Below are 19,739 nucleotides of genomic sequence, written 5' to 3'. Positions count from 1 at the left end.
CGGCTTTTTTTATTTGCAGGCTTCAGGTGGCAGGCTTCAACAGCCAATCTAGCAAAAAAGATCATTCCCAATTGTATTTTACTGGGATGTAGTCGAGAAGATCCTTTTTAGATATTTAAATATCCCTCTCTATTCTCTTGATCAACTTGTAGAGCATCTATCCAATCAGATCAACACTTTTGCACAAATCATTGAAGAGCTTTTCATCCTTAAGTGATCCTGTTTCAAACAATGATTCCAGATGATCTCTGGTTTCGTCAACAGATGCGTGTGCATAGGTAAGAAATCGCAAGTAGTCATTTTGATACTTACGCCTGCCATATCCTTCTACAATATTGGACCTTATTGATTTTGATGATCTCCTGATTTGACTTCCGGATTCATACAACTCAAATCTTGGCAAATTCAAAGACATCTTTTGAATATCAATGGATAGCTTTCTTGCCTCTTGCCAAACCAACAGTTTCTTATAACTCATGTTTCCTGTTTTTAATTAACATTGTAATTGTTAGAAACAGGATTTAAGAAATCCTTACAAATCTTCTCCTGCAGCTTGAAGCATGAGGCTTGCAACCTGTAGCCTGAGACTCAGACTAAAGCCTCAACCAACTTCTTAAAATCCTCTCTTGTATTATAAACATTGGGTGAGACCCGAATGGCCGAACCACGGACGGAGACGTGAATGTTTTGATTGGCCAGTTTTTCCCGAATCTCTTCTTTTGAAACAGAATCAGGCAGATAGATTCCAAACAGATGGCCCGCCCTGTACTGCTCTTCTTCAAACCGGAAACCGTGCTCTCTTAGTTTTTGGATGGAGTCACTCGAAATCTGCCGGCAGTAGGTTTGAATATTCGCAGGTCCCCACTCCAAAATCTGCTGCAGTGCTTTTACCATCATCGGCATGTTGATGAAATTACTTCGCTGACCCACGTCAAACCGTCGCGCGCCGGATTCATATTCCTTTTCGTAGTCCACGAGTCCGGCAAAATCCCGGCTGTTTTTGCGGGCGATCCACCCCTCTTCCAGTGGAATTCCATTCATCAATCGGGGGCCAAAATATCCCAGCGCCGTTCCATACGGACCCATCAGCCATTTATATCCCGCGCAGATCAGGACATCCGGCTGAACTTTCTGAACATCGAACGGGAGGGCACCTACTGACTGCGTTCCGTCGATCACAAAATAGGCCCCATGATTTCGAGCCACTTTCCCGATCTCCTCCAGGTTAAACAGTGTTCCATCGGTCCAATGGACATTGGCCATCGCAACCAGCTCGGTCTTGCTATCGATCGCTTCTAAAATTCGTTCATTCCAAACCTTTCCGCGATTCTCAAATTGTTTGGGAGCTTCCACGATTTTCAATTCACAGTTATTCTCCTCACAGTATCGCATCCAGGGGTAAACGTTGCTCGGAAACTGGTCTCCGGCAACCACAACATTTCCTCCTTTTTTAGCGGGCAGATTCTTCGCTACGATTCCCATTCCGTACGATACGGCCGGCAGGATCGCCACGCTCTCGGGAGAATCGGCGTGAACCAGTTTTGCAAAGAGAGAGCGAACCCTTTCGGAATCCTCAAAGAAGTGATTGGGTGTGACCTCCCACGGTCTCTTTTTAGATTGGGCGCCTGAAATTCCGGCCTCTTCAACCGATTTGAGCAGAGGCGAGAGAAACGCGCAGTTCAGATAGTGGTGATTGTCATCGAGATCAAACAGGTGTTTCTGACAGTTCATATCAGGAGAAAAGTCCGAGTTGTTCATTTTTTTTGTCGATGGGCCAGGCCGGCATTGGATTGAGCTCCACCAGCTTCATCAATTCGTTGTGGAAGTAGCGCGCCAGCTTTGGGGCGTGCAGCGTATCCGGAGCGTGAATAAAAATGTATGGGTGCTTCCCTTCACGAATCCAGTCGGCCGTGATGATTGCCCACTCCTTCAGGTACGATTCATTGTTGAGCACATCGTTTGCGCCCACAAACCGGATAAACGGTTTATTCCCGGTCGTATCAAACCGGACCGGCATTTGCGGCTTTTTGCCCTGTGCCGTTTTGATAGTCGGGTCGTCACTTTTTAGCGAGTGAAGTCGGCGTGTATCAAACACAACCCGATCAATGCGATAGCTTTTCATCAGATCTTCCAAGTGGTGCTCCTTCCGCCCTTTGTCATAAAAGTCGGGGTGACGAACTTCCAGGGCGTAGTGATGATGCGGCGGGAGATTTTCAATCAGGGTCTCCAGTTTCTCCATCTCGTTGTAGGAGAACTGTGAGCTGAGCTGAATATGAAACGGACCGAGTTTATTGCGAATCGGGTCAAACAGATCCAGGAAGGAGTTCACCTCATCCTCCACATCCTTCAGCCGTTTGTAGTGGGTGATGCTCTGCGGAAACTTGAAGCAGAATTTAAAATCATCCGAAACCTGATCGCCCCACTTGATAACCGTTTCCGGCGAAGGTGCGCGGTAGAACGTGGTATTTCCCTCCACGGAATTAAACACCGAAGCGTACTGCTTCAGAAACTGATCCGGCCTGGCGTCATCCGTAAAAAAATTGCCCTTCCACTCCTTGAATCCCCATTGGGTAAGCCCGATATGATATTTTTTGATCGCCATTCAGAAAATCGTTTATCTGTTGAACCCGAATGCAATAAACAAAATTCCGTGAGAAAATGTATCATAAAATCCCCTAAGAAGTCTTCAAAACTAAATTCTTGCGTCATAGAATCAGTTTTGTTGACACGATTGACGCTGGGAAATCCGGCAGGTGCTGCCGGGTCAAAACCTTTTCCATTTCACCTTTGCGTTTTGCCTGGCGAACGAATCTTAAGCGAAGTAGGCACTTTCTCCAAAATATTTGCTTTTCCCTTCTCATCTGCTAACTTCGAAGCTGTCAATATCATCAATCAATACGTACGTATCACATGCCTTTCAACTGGCTCGATCTCACCGTTATTGCCGGATACATCGCCATTATGGTGATTGTAGGCTACTACGCCCAAAAGCGCGGACAGGAAACTCTTGAGGATTATTTTACAGGAAGCAAGAATCTGCCGTGGTGGCTGATCGGAATCTCGATGGTGGCCACTACCTTTGCCGCCGACACGCCGCTGGCCGTTACCGGAATTGTGGCCAGTGAAGGAATTGCCGGGAACTGGATCTGGTGGAACTTCATGTTCTCCGGACTCATCACCGTATTTCTCTACGCCAAGCTTTGGAAACGAGCCGACGTGATCACCGATGTGGAGTTCATTAACATCCGCTACTCCGGCAAGCCGGCCCGTATTCTTCGCGGCTTCCGCTCGCTCTACCTCGCCTTCCCCATCAACTGTATTATCCTGGGATGGGTTACCGTGGGGATGGCCAAAATAATTACCGTATTGTTTGGTGTACAAAATCTTGTCATTGAAGTCGGCACTCTTAACCTGGCCGGCGAATGGGTCATCATCCTCATCATGTACCTGATGATCGGGATTTACATTGCGTTTTCCGGACTCTGGGGTGTGATCGTCACCGACTTTATCCAGTTTATCATCGCTATGGGTGGATCGATCCTGCTGGCGTGGTTTGCCGTGGATCACATTGGTGGACTCGGCAACCTGCAGTCTGAACTGACCGATATGTTCGGTACCGGACATCATATGTTATCCATTAATCCGCTGACCAGCCCCGATATTGCCATTGCTACCGCTCTGGTCTGGGTCGGGATGATGTGGTGGGCATCCTGGTATCCGGGTTCTGAACCGGGTGGCGGGGGCTATATCGCACAGCGGATGTTTTCAGCCAAGGATGAGAAGAACGCCGTGGGCGGAACGCTGCTGTTCAATGTGGCGCACTTTGCCCTGCGTCCATGGCCGTGGATTCTGGTGGCCCTCGTAGCGCTGGTGGTCTACCCAAACCTTGACGATCCCGAAACCGGTTATCCGCTTCTGATGCTCGATCTGCTTCCATCCGGACTCCTCGGACTGTTGGCCGTAGCTTTCTTGGCCGCGTTTATCTCCACGGTTTCCACGCACCTGAATTGGGGAGCGTCGTATGTGGTGAACGACTTCTACAAACCGTTTCTGAAACCGGAGTCAGAATTTGAATCGAAAGAGAAGGCTCAGCTCCATTACGTAAGAGTCTCCCGTTGGACTACATTGCTGATGATGGTTGCCGCAGCACTCGTCTCCCTCATGTTTGATACGGTACGAGGCGGATGGGAGGCTATTCTCTCGATCGGCGCCGGAACAGGCCTGGTCTACATGCTTCGATGGTTCTGGTGGCGTATCAACGCGTGGAGCGAAATTGCTGCAATGGCGGCGGCTGCAACCGGCTTTGGCTTGACCAAACTTCTGGGTTATGACGACTTTGCCCAGCAGATGATCTTCACCACCATTTTTGCAACCTTCATCTGGGTAGCCGTTACATTCCTGACCAAACCGGCCGATGAGGAGACGCTACAATCCTTCTTCGATCGAGTAAAACCGGGAGGTCCGGGCTGGAGCCGATTTCAAACTACCGGTGAGCAGACCTATTCATTACTTCCCGGACTCAGCTATGCCGCTATCAGCGGTGCATCCATTATCGCTATCCTCTTTGGCATGGGCGAGATCTTCTTCGGATCGGGCTGGATGGGAACCGGAGCATTTTTGTTGGGAATGGGAGGCTTGTGGTTTGTGGTGAAGAAAATTTGATCAGACCGACCTGACAGCGCACCGACGGCTGTCGATTCCTGTAAGCGTCGGGCGTCTGATTTCAAACCGAAACGCTGTCAGATCCGGTGGGTACTGACAGGTTGTGATATGGTAATGACCTGGCAGCGTACCGACGGCTGTCGGTACCTGCAAGCGTCAGGCAGTTGAGTCTGTTACTCTAAATAAAGAGTGCTTTCCAATTTGAATTCGTTTTTCAATTTGAATTCTTCATGAGCATCAACAAAGTACTCAGTGCCTTCAAACAGATCTAAAACCTTATTTTTTGCAGTAAATGAGATGCTTCCATTAATAAAATTATTATAAGATGAATATGTGTACTCTGAATAACTTTCTGTCAATCCATGATGAATCGGATTTCTATGGATGTAACAAATCAGATGCGTTAGGTATGATTCATCTGTAATTTTTATCCGTTTCAACGTTCCTTCAACCAAAGTCCCTTTTCTATTCATTTTCCTGTTAACAAATCGGGTATAACTATTCATAAAATGTGACAGTTGTCTTGATACGTTGTATGGTTTAATCTCAGGAGAAATCTTACCGTGAAATCTGCCAGATTTGAAACCTTCCACAAACTTTTTGTAAAGTGCCACCTGTTCATTTACTGTTCGGATTCTGATAAGAGCATGAAAGTGATTACTCATCAAGCACCAAGAAAAAGTTTCCACAGATGGATAGAGATAGTAGATGTATTTTTTTAAGAACACGTCATAGTCTTCCTTTTCAAAGAATATTTTCTCTCTATTAGCACCCCGATTATATATGTGATAGAAATATCCAGCTTCAAATTTCTCCATTGAGTAGTCTTATTTAAATAATTAATCAAACTGATTATCTATAAGACACTGAATTTTGGCATCACTTACTGAAACGTTTGAGATCTGCGAATTGGGCAATTTAATACATGGTAGAAAAACTATCAGACCTGACAGCGTAGCGACGACTGTTGACACCTGTAAGCGTCGGGGGCTGATTTCAAATCAAAACGCTGTCAGATCCGGTTGGTGCTGACAGGTTGTGATATTGTAATGACCTGGCAGCGTACCGACGGCTGTCGGTTCCTGCAAGCGTCAAACAATTGCAGAGAACCCATCTGCGTGGTTCAGCGATTTATCTCCGCAACTCTGCGAGAACCAAGCCCAAAAGTATAAAGAGCTAAGGACACAGACAGATTAGTTATTCTATTTCTCATATTATTAATAACCTTGCATATTTATTAATTGATTAGTATTTAAAGAGCAATTGTTATTCATCCCTTTCTACTATGCACATCAGGATTTATTTTTTTCTCGTTCCGAGCCTTCTTTTGCTTTTTTTAGCGTGCAGTACAAATAATCAAGAGAACAGCAAATATATAGATTTAGAAACCCTGCCTGTGGAACGCCCCGATCAATTCATGCAGACTGACCATGCAGGCAACATCTACTTTGACCATCTCAATTACGCTACTACCGTTAAAGAAAATGGAAATATTATTGTCAATGATCGCCCTCAAGCAGTAATCATGGAGATCAATCCTGATGGTGAGCTGGTAGATCTTATTGCAACCAAAGGCCAAGGGCCCGGTGAAATTCAGGATGCTTCCAGATTAAGTGCAGGCATCGATGAGAGTTTGGTCATATTTGACCAAAGGAACTATAAAATTGTTCAGTACGACTTAAATGAAGCATCACATTACGAGTTTCTGCCTTTTCAACCTGATCAGTATCGAATCAGAAGTGCGCATGCACTTCATGAACCTGATCTTTTTTTAGTGGTAGAGTGGAAACCATCTGCATTATCAAATCCGGGTGATGATTTTACGAATCGGTTTGTCATATATAACCAAGAGTCGGATTCGGTATTGGCCAGACATACATATCCTGACAGAATTTTTGCACGCCAAATTATTGATGGGGCTGTAAGAGGAGGAGCACCCGTACCCTTTTCCCCTGCACTTCATTTTTCCACATCCAGTAACAATAAATCAATTTATATAAGCTGGTCTGAAAATAATGAGATCGTCGAGCTTAACCTTTCATTAGATACGCTGAGAACTCTCCCTGTACCCCTTGAAATGGAACGGTTAGCCAGGTCTGAAATAGATTCAATTGAACAAAGCTATAATGATAGGAGCCCAAGCCCGTGGGAATTCATCGAACCCCTTCTGCCCGGAGAGAAAGTAGCTTATGAGGATATGATCATCGACCACTTAGATCGAATATGGCTGAAACTGACCCGGCAAACTGAGTGGCAGGATTGGCTCATTTTATCAAATGATGGAACACCGCAAAAGATTGTTCAGCTACCTAAAGAGGGTATGCTCACACATGTTTCAGAACATCATCTCGGTTTTCGGGAGAATGACTTCACATTTTCACTTTATGAGGCTGTAGATTAGATTAACAAACTTGTAAGCGTCCTTATGTACCTGTTAGATGCTGACAGGTTGTGATATTGTAACGACCTGACAGCGTACCGACGGCTGTCGGTTCCTGTAAGCGTCAAGAATTTGGAACATTAAAACATTGCAGAGTCTCGCGGATTTCCCGCAGAGTTGCCCCTACTTCAAAAAAAAATCTTTTTCTCTTCATCTATTCATAAAAAAACTTAGTTACCCATCTGCGTGGCTCAGCGTTTCATCTGCGAAGCTCTGCGAGAAAACCCAACGCTGTCAGATCCTGTGGGTGCTGACAGGTTTTCTCCAAAATACTGAACTAATTCTGCTGTGAATTGCGTAAATCAATGTTTCACGTTTGCCCTTTTACTTTTGCCGTCTTTCATTTCACAACCCACTCAATAGCGGCACCAAATCCTCTTCCAGATACCGAAACAGAGCCCGCTGATGTCCACGACCCTGAACTCGGGCAAGATTTGATGTAATCGCCATTACCACGTCTAGCTCCGGAATCATCATGATATACTGTCCGCCGTGTCCCCAGGCGAATATCACCTCGTAGCCGTTCACCGAACGCCGCCACCATAAATAGCCCATATCGTACGGATTGAAATTGCTGCGGGTGTAGGTTTTCACTGAATCCAAAATCCACTCCTGAGGCACAACCTGCTCGTCCTGCCACTTCCCAAGGTCCATCATCATTCGACCGATTTTCAACATGTCAGCCGGACTCATCGCCATATTGTTTCCGCCAAAATAGTACCCCTGAGGATCGCGATCCCAGCCGCCCAGGTTGATACCCATCGGGCCAAATAGGTACCGATTCCCAAATTCTCGGGTGCTCATTCCCGTTGCGCGTGTTAAAATCACTGATAGCAAATGTGTTGATCCTGTACTGTATATCATTCGTCCGCCCGGCTCGGCAATCAGCTCACCATTAAGCACATACCGATGCCAATTGCTGCTCACTACCCATCGTCCATAGTTTCTTATACTTGTTGATTCCAATCCGCCCCGCATGGTCAGCAGATCTACAATCGTAATGGCTTCCTTCTCCGGATTGGAATTTTGCTCAAAATAGTCCTCAAAAAACTCCCCAATCGGTTGATCCACCCCCTCCAGATACCCTTCTTCAATGGCGATTCCCACAAGAAGAGACAGAATACTTTTCGAGGCTGATTTGATATTTGTAGGTCGATTCGGACTCATCCTTCCCGTAAACTGCTGAGCAATTACATCCCCGTTTTTTTCGATCATCACACTTTCAATCGAACCAATTTCAAACGCCGATTCTAAGACACCATTCAGTTCATTATATGGCTGGGCATTTGCAACTTGCCCGGCGATAAGCAGAATCGGGATAATGAAAAATTGCTTTACGTTGAATCTCATTCAGTACATTAGTTTAGTGAAATATTTCTATCCGACACCCCTCTTAATTTCGTTTCACGTGTCGCTAACGCTCGGAGCCCCTTTTTAGGGGAGTATAATTTAAGTCATCAGTATTTATTTTGAACTGACATTATTTTAAATAACTCTGTGAAAATCAGCGGGAAATCCGCCCCGAATATTCGGGGAGAAAACAATCTGACAATTTCGTTTATTAAACAACACCAAAACCCGGGAACCGGAATCTTCATTCCAAATCAGGCATTAACCGGCATAAATCCATGAACCATCTGATCTAAAAATGAACGAATATCAAAACTCAATCTCACTTCCGTTTACAATCATTTTCATCTTGATCTTCAGCGGCTGTGCCATGCCTGAAGGGCCCGTTCCGCTCAGCGGTGATGTACCGGAAGCTAAAGGGTGGACATCAGAAACGTTGATCAGCGGTCTCGATCAACCTTGGTCCATCACCTGGCTGCCCGATTCCACATTTCTGATCACCGAGCGCTCCGGACAATTGCTATACTTTGAAGATTACCAATCCGGACCGATACAGATCACCGGGCTGCCCGAAATCTATGTTGACGGCCAGGGTGGTTTGATGGATATTTCCATACACCCTGCTTACGTCGAAAATCGCTGGGTGTTTCTCACCTACGCCTCAGGAGATGAAGATTCAAACCGAACTGCAGTACTACGGGCCGTCCTGAATGTAGAAGAGCAGCAACTGGAAAGTGCAGAGGAAATTTTCAGGGTTACCCCCGATAAAGACAGCAACCAGCACTTCGGCTCCAGGATAGTTTGGACATCAAGCTACACGTTTGCTCTGTCTGTCGGGGATGGCGGAAATCGTCCCGTTAAAACCGGTGATGTCTTGAGCCGCGAGCATGCGCAAATGCTCAATTCACACCTTGGCAAGGTTCTGCACCTCACTCAAAACGGTGAACCCACAGAGACTAATCCCTTTGTTGATGACCCGGATGCTCTGCCTGAAATCTGGTCCTACGGCCATCGCAATATTCAGGGACTCGCATATAATAATGAGTCAGGCAATCTTTGGGCCAACGAACACGGCTCTCGCGGCGGAGATGAACTAAACCTGATCAGACCGGGAGAAAATTACGGCTGGCCTGAAGTTACCTACAGTCGTGAGTACTGGTACACAAGTATTACGAGCGAAACTTCAAAACCCGACATGGTGGATCCAAAGGTGGTTTGGACTCCGGCTCAGGCTCCCAGCGGCCTTTTATTTTATACCGGAGATAAGTTTCCCGAATGGCAGGGAGATCTCTTCAGCGGCGGACTCCAGGGCGAACAGGTCAGGCGAATCATCCTGGATGGAGAATCTGTAATTGGTGAAGAAAAGATCACCATAGGCCGAAGGGTACGGGATGTAAAACAGGGCCCGCATGGTTTTATCTACGTACTAACCGGACACGATAATGGAGAGCTGATACGGATTTTACCGGAGTAGAGCATAGACCGTGGTATGTTTCAGAGAAACACCCCTCCCCGTCTCACGACGGTACCCCCCTGAAGGGGAGATTTTTCTTGTAGAATCCCATGTTTTAATCTGTCATAAAACCCGGTGTCGTAAAGACGGTAACTTCTGACGCACTTCTCTCAGATACTCTAGATTCAGATCGGCATAAATCACGCCCGGTCCGGTTCCGGCATCAGCTAATATTTTACCCCACGGATCGATAATCATCGAGTGTCCCCAGGTTTTGCGTTTCTCTCCGTGAAGGCCGGTCTGCGCCGCTGCAATCACAAAAGCACTATTTTCGATCGCCCGTGCTCTTAACAAAGGCTTCCAGTGCGCTTCCCCAGTCGGGCGCGTAAATGCAGATGGCACAGTAATTACCTCCGTGCCCTGATCAGCCATTTTTCGATATAGCTCCGGAAACCGAAGATCGTAGCAGATCGACAAACCGATGGCAGGCAGGTTGTCAGATTTATAAACAACCGCCTCTCGTTTTCCGGCCTGAACCGTATCCGATTCCCGCCAGGTCTCTTCTTTAGAAATCTCCACATCAAACATGTGGATTTTATCGTACGTTGCAGCAATCTCACCCTCGGGATTCACAACAATCGAACGGTTGAAAATTTTTCCATTGCCTGCCTGTGCCGGGTATCCGCCTCCAATGATAGTAACCCCAAACTCCCTAGCCCATTCCGGTAATTTTTTTTCAACCTCAGCTGAGATCTCTGCCGACTGTTTCAGCTTTTCTCTCTCATCCCCCAGGAATGCAAAATTTTCGGGCAGACAGATCAGTACAGCACCGATTTCTGCAGCTTCCTTGATTCGATTATGAACCTCATCAAGGCTGACCATTACATCAGGCTGGCTATTTAATTGAACGGCTGCTGTTTTGATTTTCTTCATTTTATTTATAATTCTTGATTATAAAATCCATTTAAGAAGCTATTTCAAAACCAAATCTAAAAATGTTATGGCTTAAATTTTTTACGTTTAAGAGAAATGCGGAAAAGGAGCCCCCCCTCCTTATGAAGGAGAGGTTAGGCCCGACTTCCGAAGACTCGTACGGAGGACAGGGGTGGTTGGGCCGGCACTTCTTCCTTCTAAAAAGCATGAAAAATGAACCGAATTTATTTGAACCACCCCTTAGTCCCCTCCTTTGAAAGGAGGGGAAATCTTCAAATACATCATTAGATAATATTATGTTAACTCATATAGAAAGGTAATCGGGTGAACTTTATTCTTGAGGAATGGATGTAGCCTGCCAGGCAACAACTCTCCACTCACCATCTCGTTTCACAAATGTACCGGTATTGTAGAAATTGAGATCGGTTTCATTGGGATCCGCAAACTCTGCCACCAGCCTGAATGCCACCACGGCTGTTTCTCCGAAGATCATAATCTGAATTTCTTCTGCAGAGTATCTGGTATCCGGTTCCACACTTCGATCGGGGTTCTGATTCACTCCATCCATAATATCCGATTTGGCAATGCGGTTTCCGTTTGACCCGGTGTAGATCAGGTCATCCGCCCAAAAGCGATCGTGAGTCGCGGCATCATTGTAGGACGCGCCTTCCAGAAATTCGTGAAGGAGTTCGGTAAGAGTTTCCTTTTCTTCCTGTTCAGATTGACCGAGAAGTGTGACGGGTACGATAAGAATGAGAATGAGTGGCAGGTATTTTTTCATAATTTTTGTATTCATGAACATAGCTATTGATCTGATCTATTATAGGAATTTAGATCCCGATCTGCTACCGTGGCATTTGGTATATCTGAGTCCTTTACATTGAACCCCTTCAGGGTTTTGGGTTTTTTCGATCACTCCGTAACCCGACTTGCAGTCGGGGCTAATCGAATTGATCCGCCGGTTGGCGGATCCTTTCTGATCGATACACTATATAATAGTGATTAATTGACCTGACAGCGTACAAAGAACCTGTAAGCGTCGTATGTTTTCTATAATGCTTCCCTTACTGCTCTTTTAGTTTTATTAAATGACAAACCTTTCCCACCTGAAAGAAGAAATTGATACAAAACGACCTTGGACGGATGAATGTATTTAGCACCGATTGAAGTGTAATTCTCATCCAAAATTTCTTCATAATTCTCAGGTATAATTTCTCATCTTATTAGTGAGTAATATTGTTCCAACCTTGCATATATAATCTTATCTAAATGCATCGGTAATAAAACAACTGATTTGGTATAATAATCCACCCATGGTGGATTAAATATAATTAGCCCCGATTGAAAATCGGGTATAATGTGCCACAACATATCGAGAACCCCGAATGGGGTTCAATTCTGTAAGGAATTAAAAATTTGTGTTTCATTTAAATAGGGCATCATTCACCAGTTAATCAATCTCAAGTTTCATGAGTACCTATCGCAGATTCACTATCACATTGTCTTTAGCACAAAGAACAGAGTACCGTCTTTAGATAAAGCGAACCGTAAACTACTTTACAAATATATTTGGGGTGTACTTAAAAAGAACCGTTGTTATCTCTATCGAATTAATGGAACGGAAAACCACATTCATTTACTAATACATCTTCACCCATCGGTTTCTCTGGCTAATCTGATTAAGGACATCAAACTGGCCGGTAGTGATTTTATCAAAAGGAAAAATCTGTTTCCAAATTTTACAGGCTGGCAAAAAGGTTACGGGGCATTTACTCATCACGTGCGAGATAAACATCGTCTCATCAAATACATTAAAAATCAGGAAGAACATCACAAAAAGATGAGCTGGAGGGAAGAGTTCAGAGCTCTTTTGGAGGAGCACGAAATCAATTTCAATGAGAAGTACCTTATTTAGATGGAGTTGAACCACCAGCAGGCTGTTCTAAATCGAATGTTGCTCTCTCAAACTCAAATATGTCTGGTTAAACATGGGAGCTTTTCAAAAAAATCACCGCAGAGGCGCAGAGAGCGCAGTAAATGGTTAAAGTGGAGACTTAAATCTCCAAGGTTTTCTACAGCTTGCACCCCGAAATCACTCATCTCTTTCTGCCATCTCCAGCCAGATCATCGATTTTTCATCAATCTCATCCGAGAGTTCTCCATACCGCTCTGATTTCTCCTGTAGCTCTTTTGGGTCGAGAGAACCTGCTGCCAGTTCTTTTTCAAGCTTGGTTTTTTCCTCTTCGAGCTTGGCAATCTCCTTCTCGAGCTTATTGAACTCCTTGCGCTCTTTATAGCTCAGCTTATTTGTTTTTTCCTGCTTTTTCTTCGGTTTCTTCTTCTTTTTCGGAGCTTTTTTCTCCCGTTCTAAACGGCGCTGCTCCGCCTCCTCTGCCTCTTTCAGTTCACGGTACTCCATATAGGAGCCGTGGTGATCCCGGATCACACCGTCTCCCTCAAATACAAAGTAGTGGTCTACCAGCTTATCCATAAAAAACCGATCATGAGATACCACAATCAGGCAGCCGCCAAAACCTCTCAGAAACTCCTCGATTTTCTGCATAGTCGTCAGATCGAGGTCGTTGGTCGGCTCATCCAGAATCAGGAAGTTGGGATTTTGTATCAGAACCATCATCAGGGCAAGCCGTCGTCTCTCACCGCCACTCAGTTTTCGGACCGGAGTGTACTGCAACGAACCCGGAAACTGAAAATGCTCCAGAAACTGAGACGCAGAAATCTGAGAGCCGTCCGACATCTGAATGACTGAAGCCACCTCCTTAATCACATCAATCACCCGCTGATCCTCATCAAAATCTACATCCTGCTGACGATAGTGCCCAAACTGGATGGTTTGTCCTTTGTGAACCTCACCGCTATCGGCATCCTCTTCACCGGTGATAATTTTCAAAAATGTACTTTTCCCTACACCATTTTTCCCGATAATCCCGACTTTTTCTCCCCTATTAAAGGAGTATGAGAAGTTGTCCAGAATGGTCAAATCTCCATACGCTTTGGATATTTTCTCCATCTCCAGAATCTGACCGCCCATTCGCTGCATCGACACATCCAGCTCAAGTTCAGCATCATCTTTTTCCTGATGTGCTTTTTCTTTAGTCTCATAAAACGAATCGATCCGGGATTTTGACTTACCGGTACGTGCCTTTGGCTGACGACGCATCCACTCCAGCTCCTTTTTGTAGAGCTGACCCGCTTTTTTCATCTCTACCCGCTCCTGCTCTTCCCGTTCCGCCTTCTTCTGTAGATAATAGGCATAATTTCCTTTGTGGTTGTAGAGCTTCCCGCCATCCATCTCCAGAATGTGGTTACACACCCGATCCAGAAAATAGCGGTCGTGAGTTACCATCAGCAGAGTTACGTTGCTTTTGGCCAGGTAATCTTCCAGCCACTCGATCATATCCAGGTCGAGGTGGTTGGTCGGTTCATCCAGAATCAGCAGATCGGGATCATCCAAAAGAACAAATGCCAGGGCCACCCGCTTTCTTTCACCGCCCGATAAAGTACTGATGGATCTCTCCAGATCGTGAATATCAAGCCGGCTCAAAATCTGCTCGAGGCGCTGTTCATAATCCCAGGCGCCGGCAGCATCCATCGCAGCACTTGCACGCATGTACTCCTCCTGGGTCTCTTCATTGAAATTTTCTGCCTGAGCCTCCACCGCTTTTTCATATCGCAATACAACCTTTGAAAGACCGGTGTGTCCCTGCGAAATGTATTCCTGAATGGTGAGATCCGGGTTGAGCTCCGGTTCCTGTTCCAGATATCCCACTTTGATATCACTTTGAAACATCACTTCCCCGGTATCCTGCACCTCTTTCCCTGCGATAATTTTTAATAACGTGGATTTTCCGGTTCCGTTTGGGGCGACCAATGCCGTTTTATCGCCCTTCGAGAGTCCGAAGGTGATCTTTTCAAACAGAATTTTGGTGCCAAAACTTTTAGAAAGGTTTTCAACAGTCAGATAGGTCATGCAGCGGGTCAATCAATTTTCAATACGATTCAACCCTGAGTTCTGGTGATTTGTAAAGAAAGTATAGAACTCCCCTCCTTAAAAAGGAGGGGTTGGGGGTGGTTAACTAACGCAAAATTGATCATGATTAAGAAAATTAAACTTAACTTTAACATTCAACACAACCACCCCTTGTTCCCCTCCTTAAAAAGGTGGGGATATTTCTATTCAAACTTAGAATAAAATATTTGAACTCAGGTTTTCGGTATTGAAAATAGGATTTTTTACGGCCAACCTCGCCATTCCGGAACAGGTTAATTTTTTATGTTCCGGTTTGATAGACAGGCTCACCTTCGGCTATCATTCCATCTTTCAGGTGAATGATTCGATCTGCAAATTCGGCGTCAACCGGTGAGTGAGTGACCATTACAATGGTTGTTCCCCGGCTGTTTAATGCTGAAAGTAATTCCATCACTTCTGTGCCGTGACCGGAGTCCAGATTTCCCGTCGGTTCATCTGCAAGAATCAATTTTGGTTCTGTAACCACAGCCCGTGCTATAGCCGCCCGCTGCTGCTGACCGCCGGAGAGCTGGTTCGGAAAATGATTTCTCCTCGCTGTCATCCCCATATGTTCGAGAGCCTGCTCTACTTTCTCCTTCGATTTCTTCGGTTTCATCCCAAGATATTCTAGCGGGAGCTCTACATTTTCAAACACGGTCAGTTCATCAATCAAGTTAAAGTTCTGGAAGATAAACCCAATATTCCCCATTCTCAATTTGGCCCGGTCGCGCTCCGAAAAGTCAGACGTCTCTTGATTCAAAAATATGTACTCACCGTCAGTCGGGCTGTCCAGTAACCCCATAATATTCAGTAGAGTTGACTTTCCACAACCTGAGGGGCCCATTATGGCCACAAACTCTCCCTCGTCAACAACGAGATCCAGCCGGTTTAGGGCAGTGGTTTCAATCTCCTCGGTTCTATACACTTTCGTCAACTGTTTAGCTCTGATCATTACGTTCTCAATTTGAATGTTCTGTTCTTCATTTTGTCATTCCATTACCAACACATCATACCGCTCAATTGCATCGTAGGATGAGGTGATGACTTTCTCCCCCGGATCCAGTCCTTCCAACACCTCAAAAAAGTTTCTGTTTGACCGACCAAGCCGAACCGGGCGACGCACTGCCCGGGCTTCATCATCTTCAAGTACAAAAACCCAGTTACCACCTGTTTGCTGAAAAAATGGGCCTCTGCTCAGCAATAGTGCTTCAGCCGCTTCACCCAACTCCAGGCGAACTCGTACAGTTTGGCCTCGCCTCAACCCCGATGGCATCTCCCCCTCAAACCGAAAATCGACCTGAAACTGGCCATCCTGTATGACCGGATAGATTCGCTCAATGACCAAACTGAATTCATTCCCGGCATATTCAAACGTTCCGATCTGTCCGGGAGCTACCCTGGCCAGGTAAAATTCATCAATCCCTGCCCGAACCTTAAAACCATCCAGTTGATCTATCTGGCCGAGGCGCTCACCCTGCTGAATCGATAAACCGGGATCGAGGTCCATCGTAGAGAGCTGTCCCGAAATTGGAGCCTTGACCACCAGGTTCTCCAATATTTGTTGAACTCCATCAAGGCTGCGCCACATCCGCTCTTCCGATCTGTTCAGTTGATTCAGCTGTTGTTCCATTTGCACAGAATCACGACGGAACGACTCATAGTTTAGGTTGTATCTTCTCAGTTGAAATTGGTACTCCATTTCAGACTCTTCAAACTCACTGGAGGAGATCAGCTCCCGTTCAAACAGAACACTGTCTCGCTGATGCGATGATTTGGCAAGTTCGAGCCTCGTTTCTGAATCGGTGAGCTCTTTCTGAAGATTCAGGTGATTCTGTTCGAGATTCAATCGTGAATTTCTCACATTGTTGATCTGATCGTAAATTCCGGCCTCCTGCTGCAACACACTAAGCTGAAGGGATGAGTTGGTCAAAATCACAAGAGTGTCGCCCGCTTCCACCATTTCACCCGATTCGGCCATCACCTCCTGAACTACACCGCCCTCAACTGCATCCAGGTAGGTGGTTCGTAAAGGCTGGACTGTTCCCGAGACATCTGTAAACTCGCGAAATTCCCCCATGGACACTTCAGAAATAATCAACCGATCTTTATTGATGACAGATGAACTTCCCGACCCCTCAGCCATATAGTTGTACCCTGCAATCAGCAATACAGCTCCCAAAATAATCAAGCTGAAAAGCTTTAACGGAGACCACCTCTTCTTTTTAATTTCTTTATCCATACGATACATCGATACCTTATTCGTTTTTCAGGGCTCTGGCCGGATCCAACAGGGCTGCTTTTACAGCCTGTGTGCTGATCGTTCCAATACTGATTAACAGTGACAACAGTAAACTCATCAAAAATGTGAAGGTGAGGTAAAAAATCAAATCAATCCGGTATGGAAAATCTGAAAGCCAGTTTGAGGCTGCAATATAGATCACGGGGAGAGCGATTACATGCGCCAATATAATCAGCCATACATAATCTTTAGAAAGTAGGTAGAATACACCCGGAGCTGTCAATCCAAGGGCCTTCCGTACAGCCACCTCCTTTTCGCGGACCGCAACACTGAATGATGCCAGGCCTAACAGACCTAAACTACCCACGAATATAGCGATGAATGCAAAAACCCCCATCACTGATGCTACGCGTTGTTCCGGCTCATAAAGCTGATTCAGCCTGTCATCAAGAAAAAAATAGTCAAACGGATGTGTTTGATCCAGGTCTGTCCAAATAGACTGCAAGTGAGTGATGGCATCCCTAGGATTACCCGGCGCAATACGCACCAACAAATAGCTGATATTGGCCAATATCTGATTTTGTGTAGCCGGCAGTTCAAGAATTAATGGCTCCAGCTCACGACGCAGATAAGTATGATTAAAATCTTCGGTAACTCCAACAACGGTAAACTCTCCGCCATTACTGTTTCGAAAAGTTCTCCCAACGGAATTTTCCGCGTTGCCCCAATTCAGGTAATTTACCATAGCTTCATTAATTAAAATAGCCTGAGCCTCATCCGTTGAGAACTCCCGGGAAAAGTCACGACCGGCAACTATTTCAATATCCATCACCTCCAGAATGTCGTGCATTACAAACAGCTTGTTGAAAGAAGGAGTCTCGTCTGCACCTGCGTCATCCGGTGAGAGATCATACTTCCAAAATTCAGAGCTGCCGAGAATGGTCTGGGCGCCCGAAACAAACTGAATCGAAGAGTGTTCCAATGCCCTCTGTTTTAACTCATCGTACGACCAGATTGCACTGGTTAGGTAGACCGGAACCGCCAGCACTTGTTCGGTTTCAAAGCCGAGATCCTTCTCTTGTAAATGTTTATGCTGAAAATAAACGAGGGTGGTACCAATCAGCAGAACAGACGTTATGGAAAACTGAGCAAGTACAAGCCCCTTTCTGATATTTGCTCCTTTCCTCCCTTTACTGTGTCTGCCCCTCAGGCTGTCTATCGGGTTGAATGAAGAGAGAACCGCAGATGGATAGAACCCGGCCAGCAGGGCAATCACAATTGCAAACACCGTTAACAGTATGGTTAAATCTCCAAATCCCATGTGGCCCGGCTCAATGGAACGGCCGGTAAAAAGTTCAAAATATGGCATTGCCAGCCAACTGATAATCAATCCCAGGGCAAATGCCAGGAACGTAAAGAAGAGTGATTCCGTCATGAATTGCCTGGCCAGCTCGCCCCTGTCTGCACCCAGTACTTTTCTGACGCCCACCTCCTTGGAACGACCCATCGCCGCAGCTGTAGATAAATTTATAAAATTGATACAGGCTAATACCAGAATAAATATTGCTACAATTCCAAAGATATAGAGGTTCAGTTCACTGCTCACCGGCTCAATCTCTGATTCAAATCCACCCGAGAGCCATATTCCTGATAGAGGTTGAAGGGCTAAATCCACACTCTCTGCTCCGGTGAAATACTCTTCATAATATGGTCGGGTTGCCTCTCTGATATTCTCCTCCAATTGAATGATATCTACATTCGGTTCAACCATGAGATATGTCCAGACCGGATTCCACCGCCACCGATCCGATAACTGATCATAATTTCCCCATATTCTTCGTAACGTTTCGAAAGAGGTGAGAAAGTCTGCCTTAAAATGTGATTGGTCCGGCCACTCCTTCATTAATCCGGAAATTGTAAGTGCTATCCGGCCTTCAAAATGGAGCGTTTTTCCAATAGGATCTTCTTCCCCAAAATAGACCGATGCAACCTGTTCGGTTATAACCACCGAATTGGGTTCCGTCAACACTTGTGAGGGATTACCTCGCAACAGATGGATATCAAAAACATCAAACACTTCCGGATCCGTAAAGAAAAATTTATCCTGCCTAATAATAATATCATTATCCGGGTTCTTGATGGATACACTTTCCGACTCCATATCAAAAAATCGAACCACAGACTCTACATAACCGGCAAGTTCCGTTTCAACAGTCTGCTTAAGCGGAAACGGAGTTGTTGCAGCTCTTCCATCTGCCTCCCCGTTGTTAAGAAGAGATTGGGTTACTCGATAAATTCTATCTTCGTTACTGTGGTGTTTATCGTAGGCAAGTTCGTCCAGAATAAATAATCCGATCAATAAACAGCTGGCGATACCAACTGCCAAACCTGTTAAATTGATGACAGAAAAGAGCGGTTTTTTTCTCCAGTTCCTGAATGCAATTTTGAGTATAGAATACAGATTAACCCTGACTGACCCCATAATTATACCTAAAGTTACCTTTACCCTATCAAGAGTGCCGGCCACTTTATGTGTTACAAAATTAAACATTTTTTTAACAATTCTTTGAACTTAGCATCACCTTAATACTCTCTTTGTAAAGTTTTGCTACATTGTCCTATTCAAACAGTCATC

15 protein-coding genes and 1 pseudogene are annotated in these 19,739 nt (G+C 45.4%); 5 read left to right on the top strand and 11 right to left on the bottom strand.

Features of this window, described 5'->3' with window-relative positions:
• Window positions 1–157 precede the first annotated feature (157 nt).
• The 3 genes from BG260_RS08315 to BG260_RS08305 form a co-directional block, all read right to left on the bottom strand.
• Complete coding sequence (locus tag BG260_RS08315) at window positions 158–478, bottom strand: four helix bundle protein (RefSeq protein ID WP_069131582.1); 321 nt, start codon at window positions 476–478, stop codon at window positions 158–160.
• Between the two features lie 110 nt (window positions 479–588).
• Window positions 589–1,731 (bottom strand): aminotransferase class V-fold PLP-dependent enzyme, encoded by a 1,143-nt coding sequence (locus BG260_RS08310; RefSeq protein ID WP_069131581.1) that lies wholly within the window; start codon window positions 1,729–1,731, stop codon window positions 589–591.
• A gap of 1 nt (window position 1,732) precedes the next feature.
• The gene (locus tag BG260_RS08305) at window positions 1,733–2,602 is read right to left on the bottom strand and encodes a DUF72 domain-containing protein (protein ID WP_069131579.1); all 870 of its coding nucleotides are present in this window, start codon (window positions 2,600–2,602) and stop codon (window positions 1,733–1,735) included.
• Window positions 2,603–2,910: 308 nt separating this feature from the next.
• Here BG260_RS08305 and BG260_RS08300 point away from each other — a divergent pair, with 308 nt between their 5' ends.
• Window positions 2,911–4,662: a sodium:solute symporter family protein gene (locus tag BG260_RS08300; RefSeq protein ID WP_069131578.1), complete on the top strand. Its 1,752-nt coding sequence runs from the start codon at window positions 2,911–2,913 to the stop codon at window positions 4,660–4,662.
• Between the two features lie 173 nt (window positions 4,663–4,835).
• Here the strand turns inward: BG260_RS08300 and BG260_RS08295 are convergent, their stop codons facing one another.
• Window positions 4,836–5,480 (bottom strand): hypothetical protein, encoded by a 645-nt coding sequence (locus BG260_RS08295; RefSeq protein WP_069131575.1) that lies wholly within the window; start codon window positions 5,478–5,480, stop codon window positions 4,836–4,838.
• Window positions 5,481–6,058: 578 nt separating this feature from the next.
• On the opposite strand from BG260_RS08295, the gene BG260_RS08290 reads away from it, so the two are divergent.
• Complete coding sequence (locus BG260_RS08290) at window positions 6,059–7,063, top strand: NHL repeat-containing protein (protein WP_176719464.1); 1,005 nt, start codon at window positions 6,059–6,061, stop codon at window positions 7,061–7,063.
• A gap of 384 nt (window positions 7,064–7,447) precedes the next feature.
• On the opposite strand, the gene BG260_RS08285 is transcribed toward BG260_RS08290, so the two are convergent.
• Window positions 7,448–8,452 carry a serine hydrolase domain-containing protein gene (locus tag BG260_RS08285; protein ID WP_083750189.1) on the bottom strand — a complete coding sequence of 335 codons (1,005 nt, stop codon included), beginning with the start codon at window positions 8,450–8,452 and terminating at the stop codon, window positions 7,448–7,450.
• A gap of 298 nt (window positions 8,453–8,750) precedes the next feature.
• Between BG260_RS08285 and BG260_RS08280 the strand changes: the two genes are divergently transcribed.
• Window positions 8,751–9,926 carry a PQQ-dependent sugar dehydrogenase gene (locus BG260_RS08280; protein WP_069131569.1) on the top strand — a complete coding sequence of 392 codons (1,176 nt, stop codon included), beginning with the start codon at window positions 8,751–8,753 and terminating at the stop codon, window positions 9,924–9,926.
• Between the two features lie 102 nt (window positions 9,927–10,028).
• On the opposite strand, the gene BG260_RS08275 is transcribed toward BG260_RS08280, so the two are convergent.
• Window positions 10,029–10,838, bottom strand: a complete 810-nt coding sequence (locus BG260_RS08275; protein ID WP_069131567.1) for a carbon-nitrogen hydrolase family protein — start codon at window positions 10,836–10,838, stop codon at window positions 10,029–10,031.
• Between the two features lie 331 nt (window positions 10,839–11,169).
• On the bottom strand, window positions 11,170–11,619 hold the full coding sequence (locus BG260_RS08265) for a nuclear transport factor 2 family protein (RefSeq protein ID WP_069131597.1): 450 nt from the start codon (window positions 11,617–11,619) through the stop codon (window positions 11,170–11,172).
• A gap of 69 nt (window positions 11,620–11,688) precedes the next feature.
• On the opposite strand from BG260_RS08265, the gene BG260_RS14170 reads away from it, so the two are divergent.
• Together BG260_RS14170 and tnpA are read left to right on the top strand one after the other, a co-directional pair.
• The gene (locus BG260_RS14170; RefSeq protein ID WP_176719463.1) at window positions 11,689–11,844 is read left to right on the top strand and encodes a hypothetical protein; all 156 of its coding nucleotides are present in this window, start codon (window positions 11,689–11,691) and stop codon (window positions 11,842–11,844) included.
• A 463-nt stretch (window positions 11,845–12,307) separates the two neighbouring features.
• Window positions 12,308–12,753: pseudogene (gene tnpA, locus BG260_RS14535) on the top strand (IS200/IS605 family transposase).
• A 177-nt stretch (window positions 12,754–12,930) separates the two neighbouring features.
• On the opposite strand, the gene BG260_RS08255 reads toward tnpA, so the two are convergent.
• From BG260_RS08255 to BG260_RS08240, 4 genes are all read right to left on the bottom strand, one after another.
• Entirely contained in the window at window positions 12,931–14,826 is a 1,896-nt protein-coding gene (locus tag BG260_RS08255; protein ID WP_069131560.1) for an ABC-F family ATP-binding cassette domain-containing protein, read from the bottom strand.
• Window positions 14,827–15,127: 301 nt separating this feature from the next.
• On the bottom strand, window positions 15,128–15,817 hold the full coding sequence (locus tag BG260_RS08250; protein ID WP_069131557.1) for an ABC transporter ATP-binding protein: 690 nt from the start codon (window positions 15,815–15,817) through the stop codon (window positions 15,128–15,130).
• A gap of 36 nt (window positions 15,818–15,853) precedes the next feature.
• Window positions 15,854–17,104, bottom strand: a complete 1,251-nt coding sequence (locus tag BG260_RS08245; RefSeq protein WP_069131595.1) for an efflux RND transporter periplasmic adaptor subunit — start codon at window positions 17,102–17,104, stop codon at window positions 15,854–15,856.
• Between the two features lie 16 nt (window positions 17,105–17,120).
• Window positions 17,121–19,655, bottom strand: a complete 2,535-nt coding sequence (locus BG260_RS08240; protein ID WP_069131555.1) for an ABC transporter permease — start codon at window positions 19,653–19,655, stop codon at window positions 17,121–17,123.
• Between the last annotated feature and the right edge of the window lie 84 nt (window positions 19,656–19,739).

The organism is Rhodohalobacter halophilus (assembly GCF_001715195.1).
GTDB classification, from domain to species: Bacteria; Bacteroidota; Rhodothermia; order Balneolales; family Balneolaceae; genus Rhodohalobacter; species Rhodohalobacter halophilus.
The sequence above is the reverse complement of the archived record's forward strand: the minus strand, read 5'-3'. Positions and strand labels throughout refer to the sequence as shown.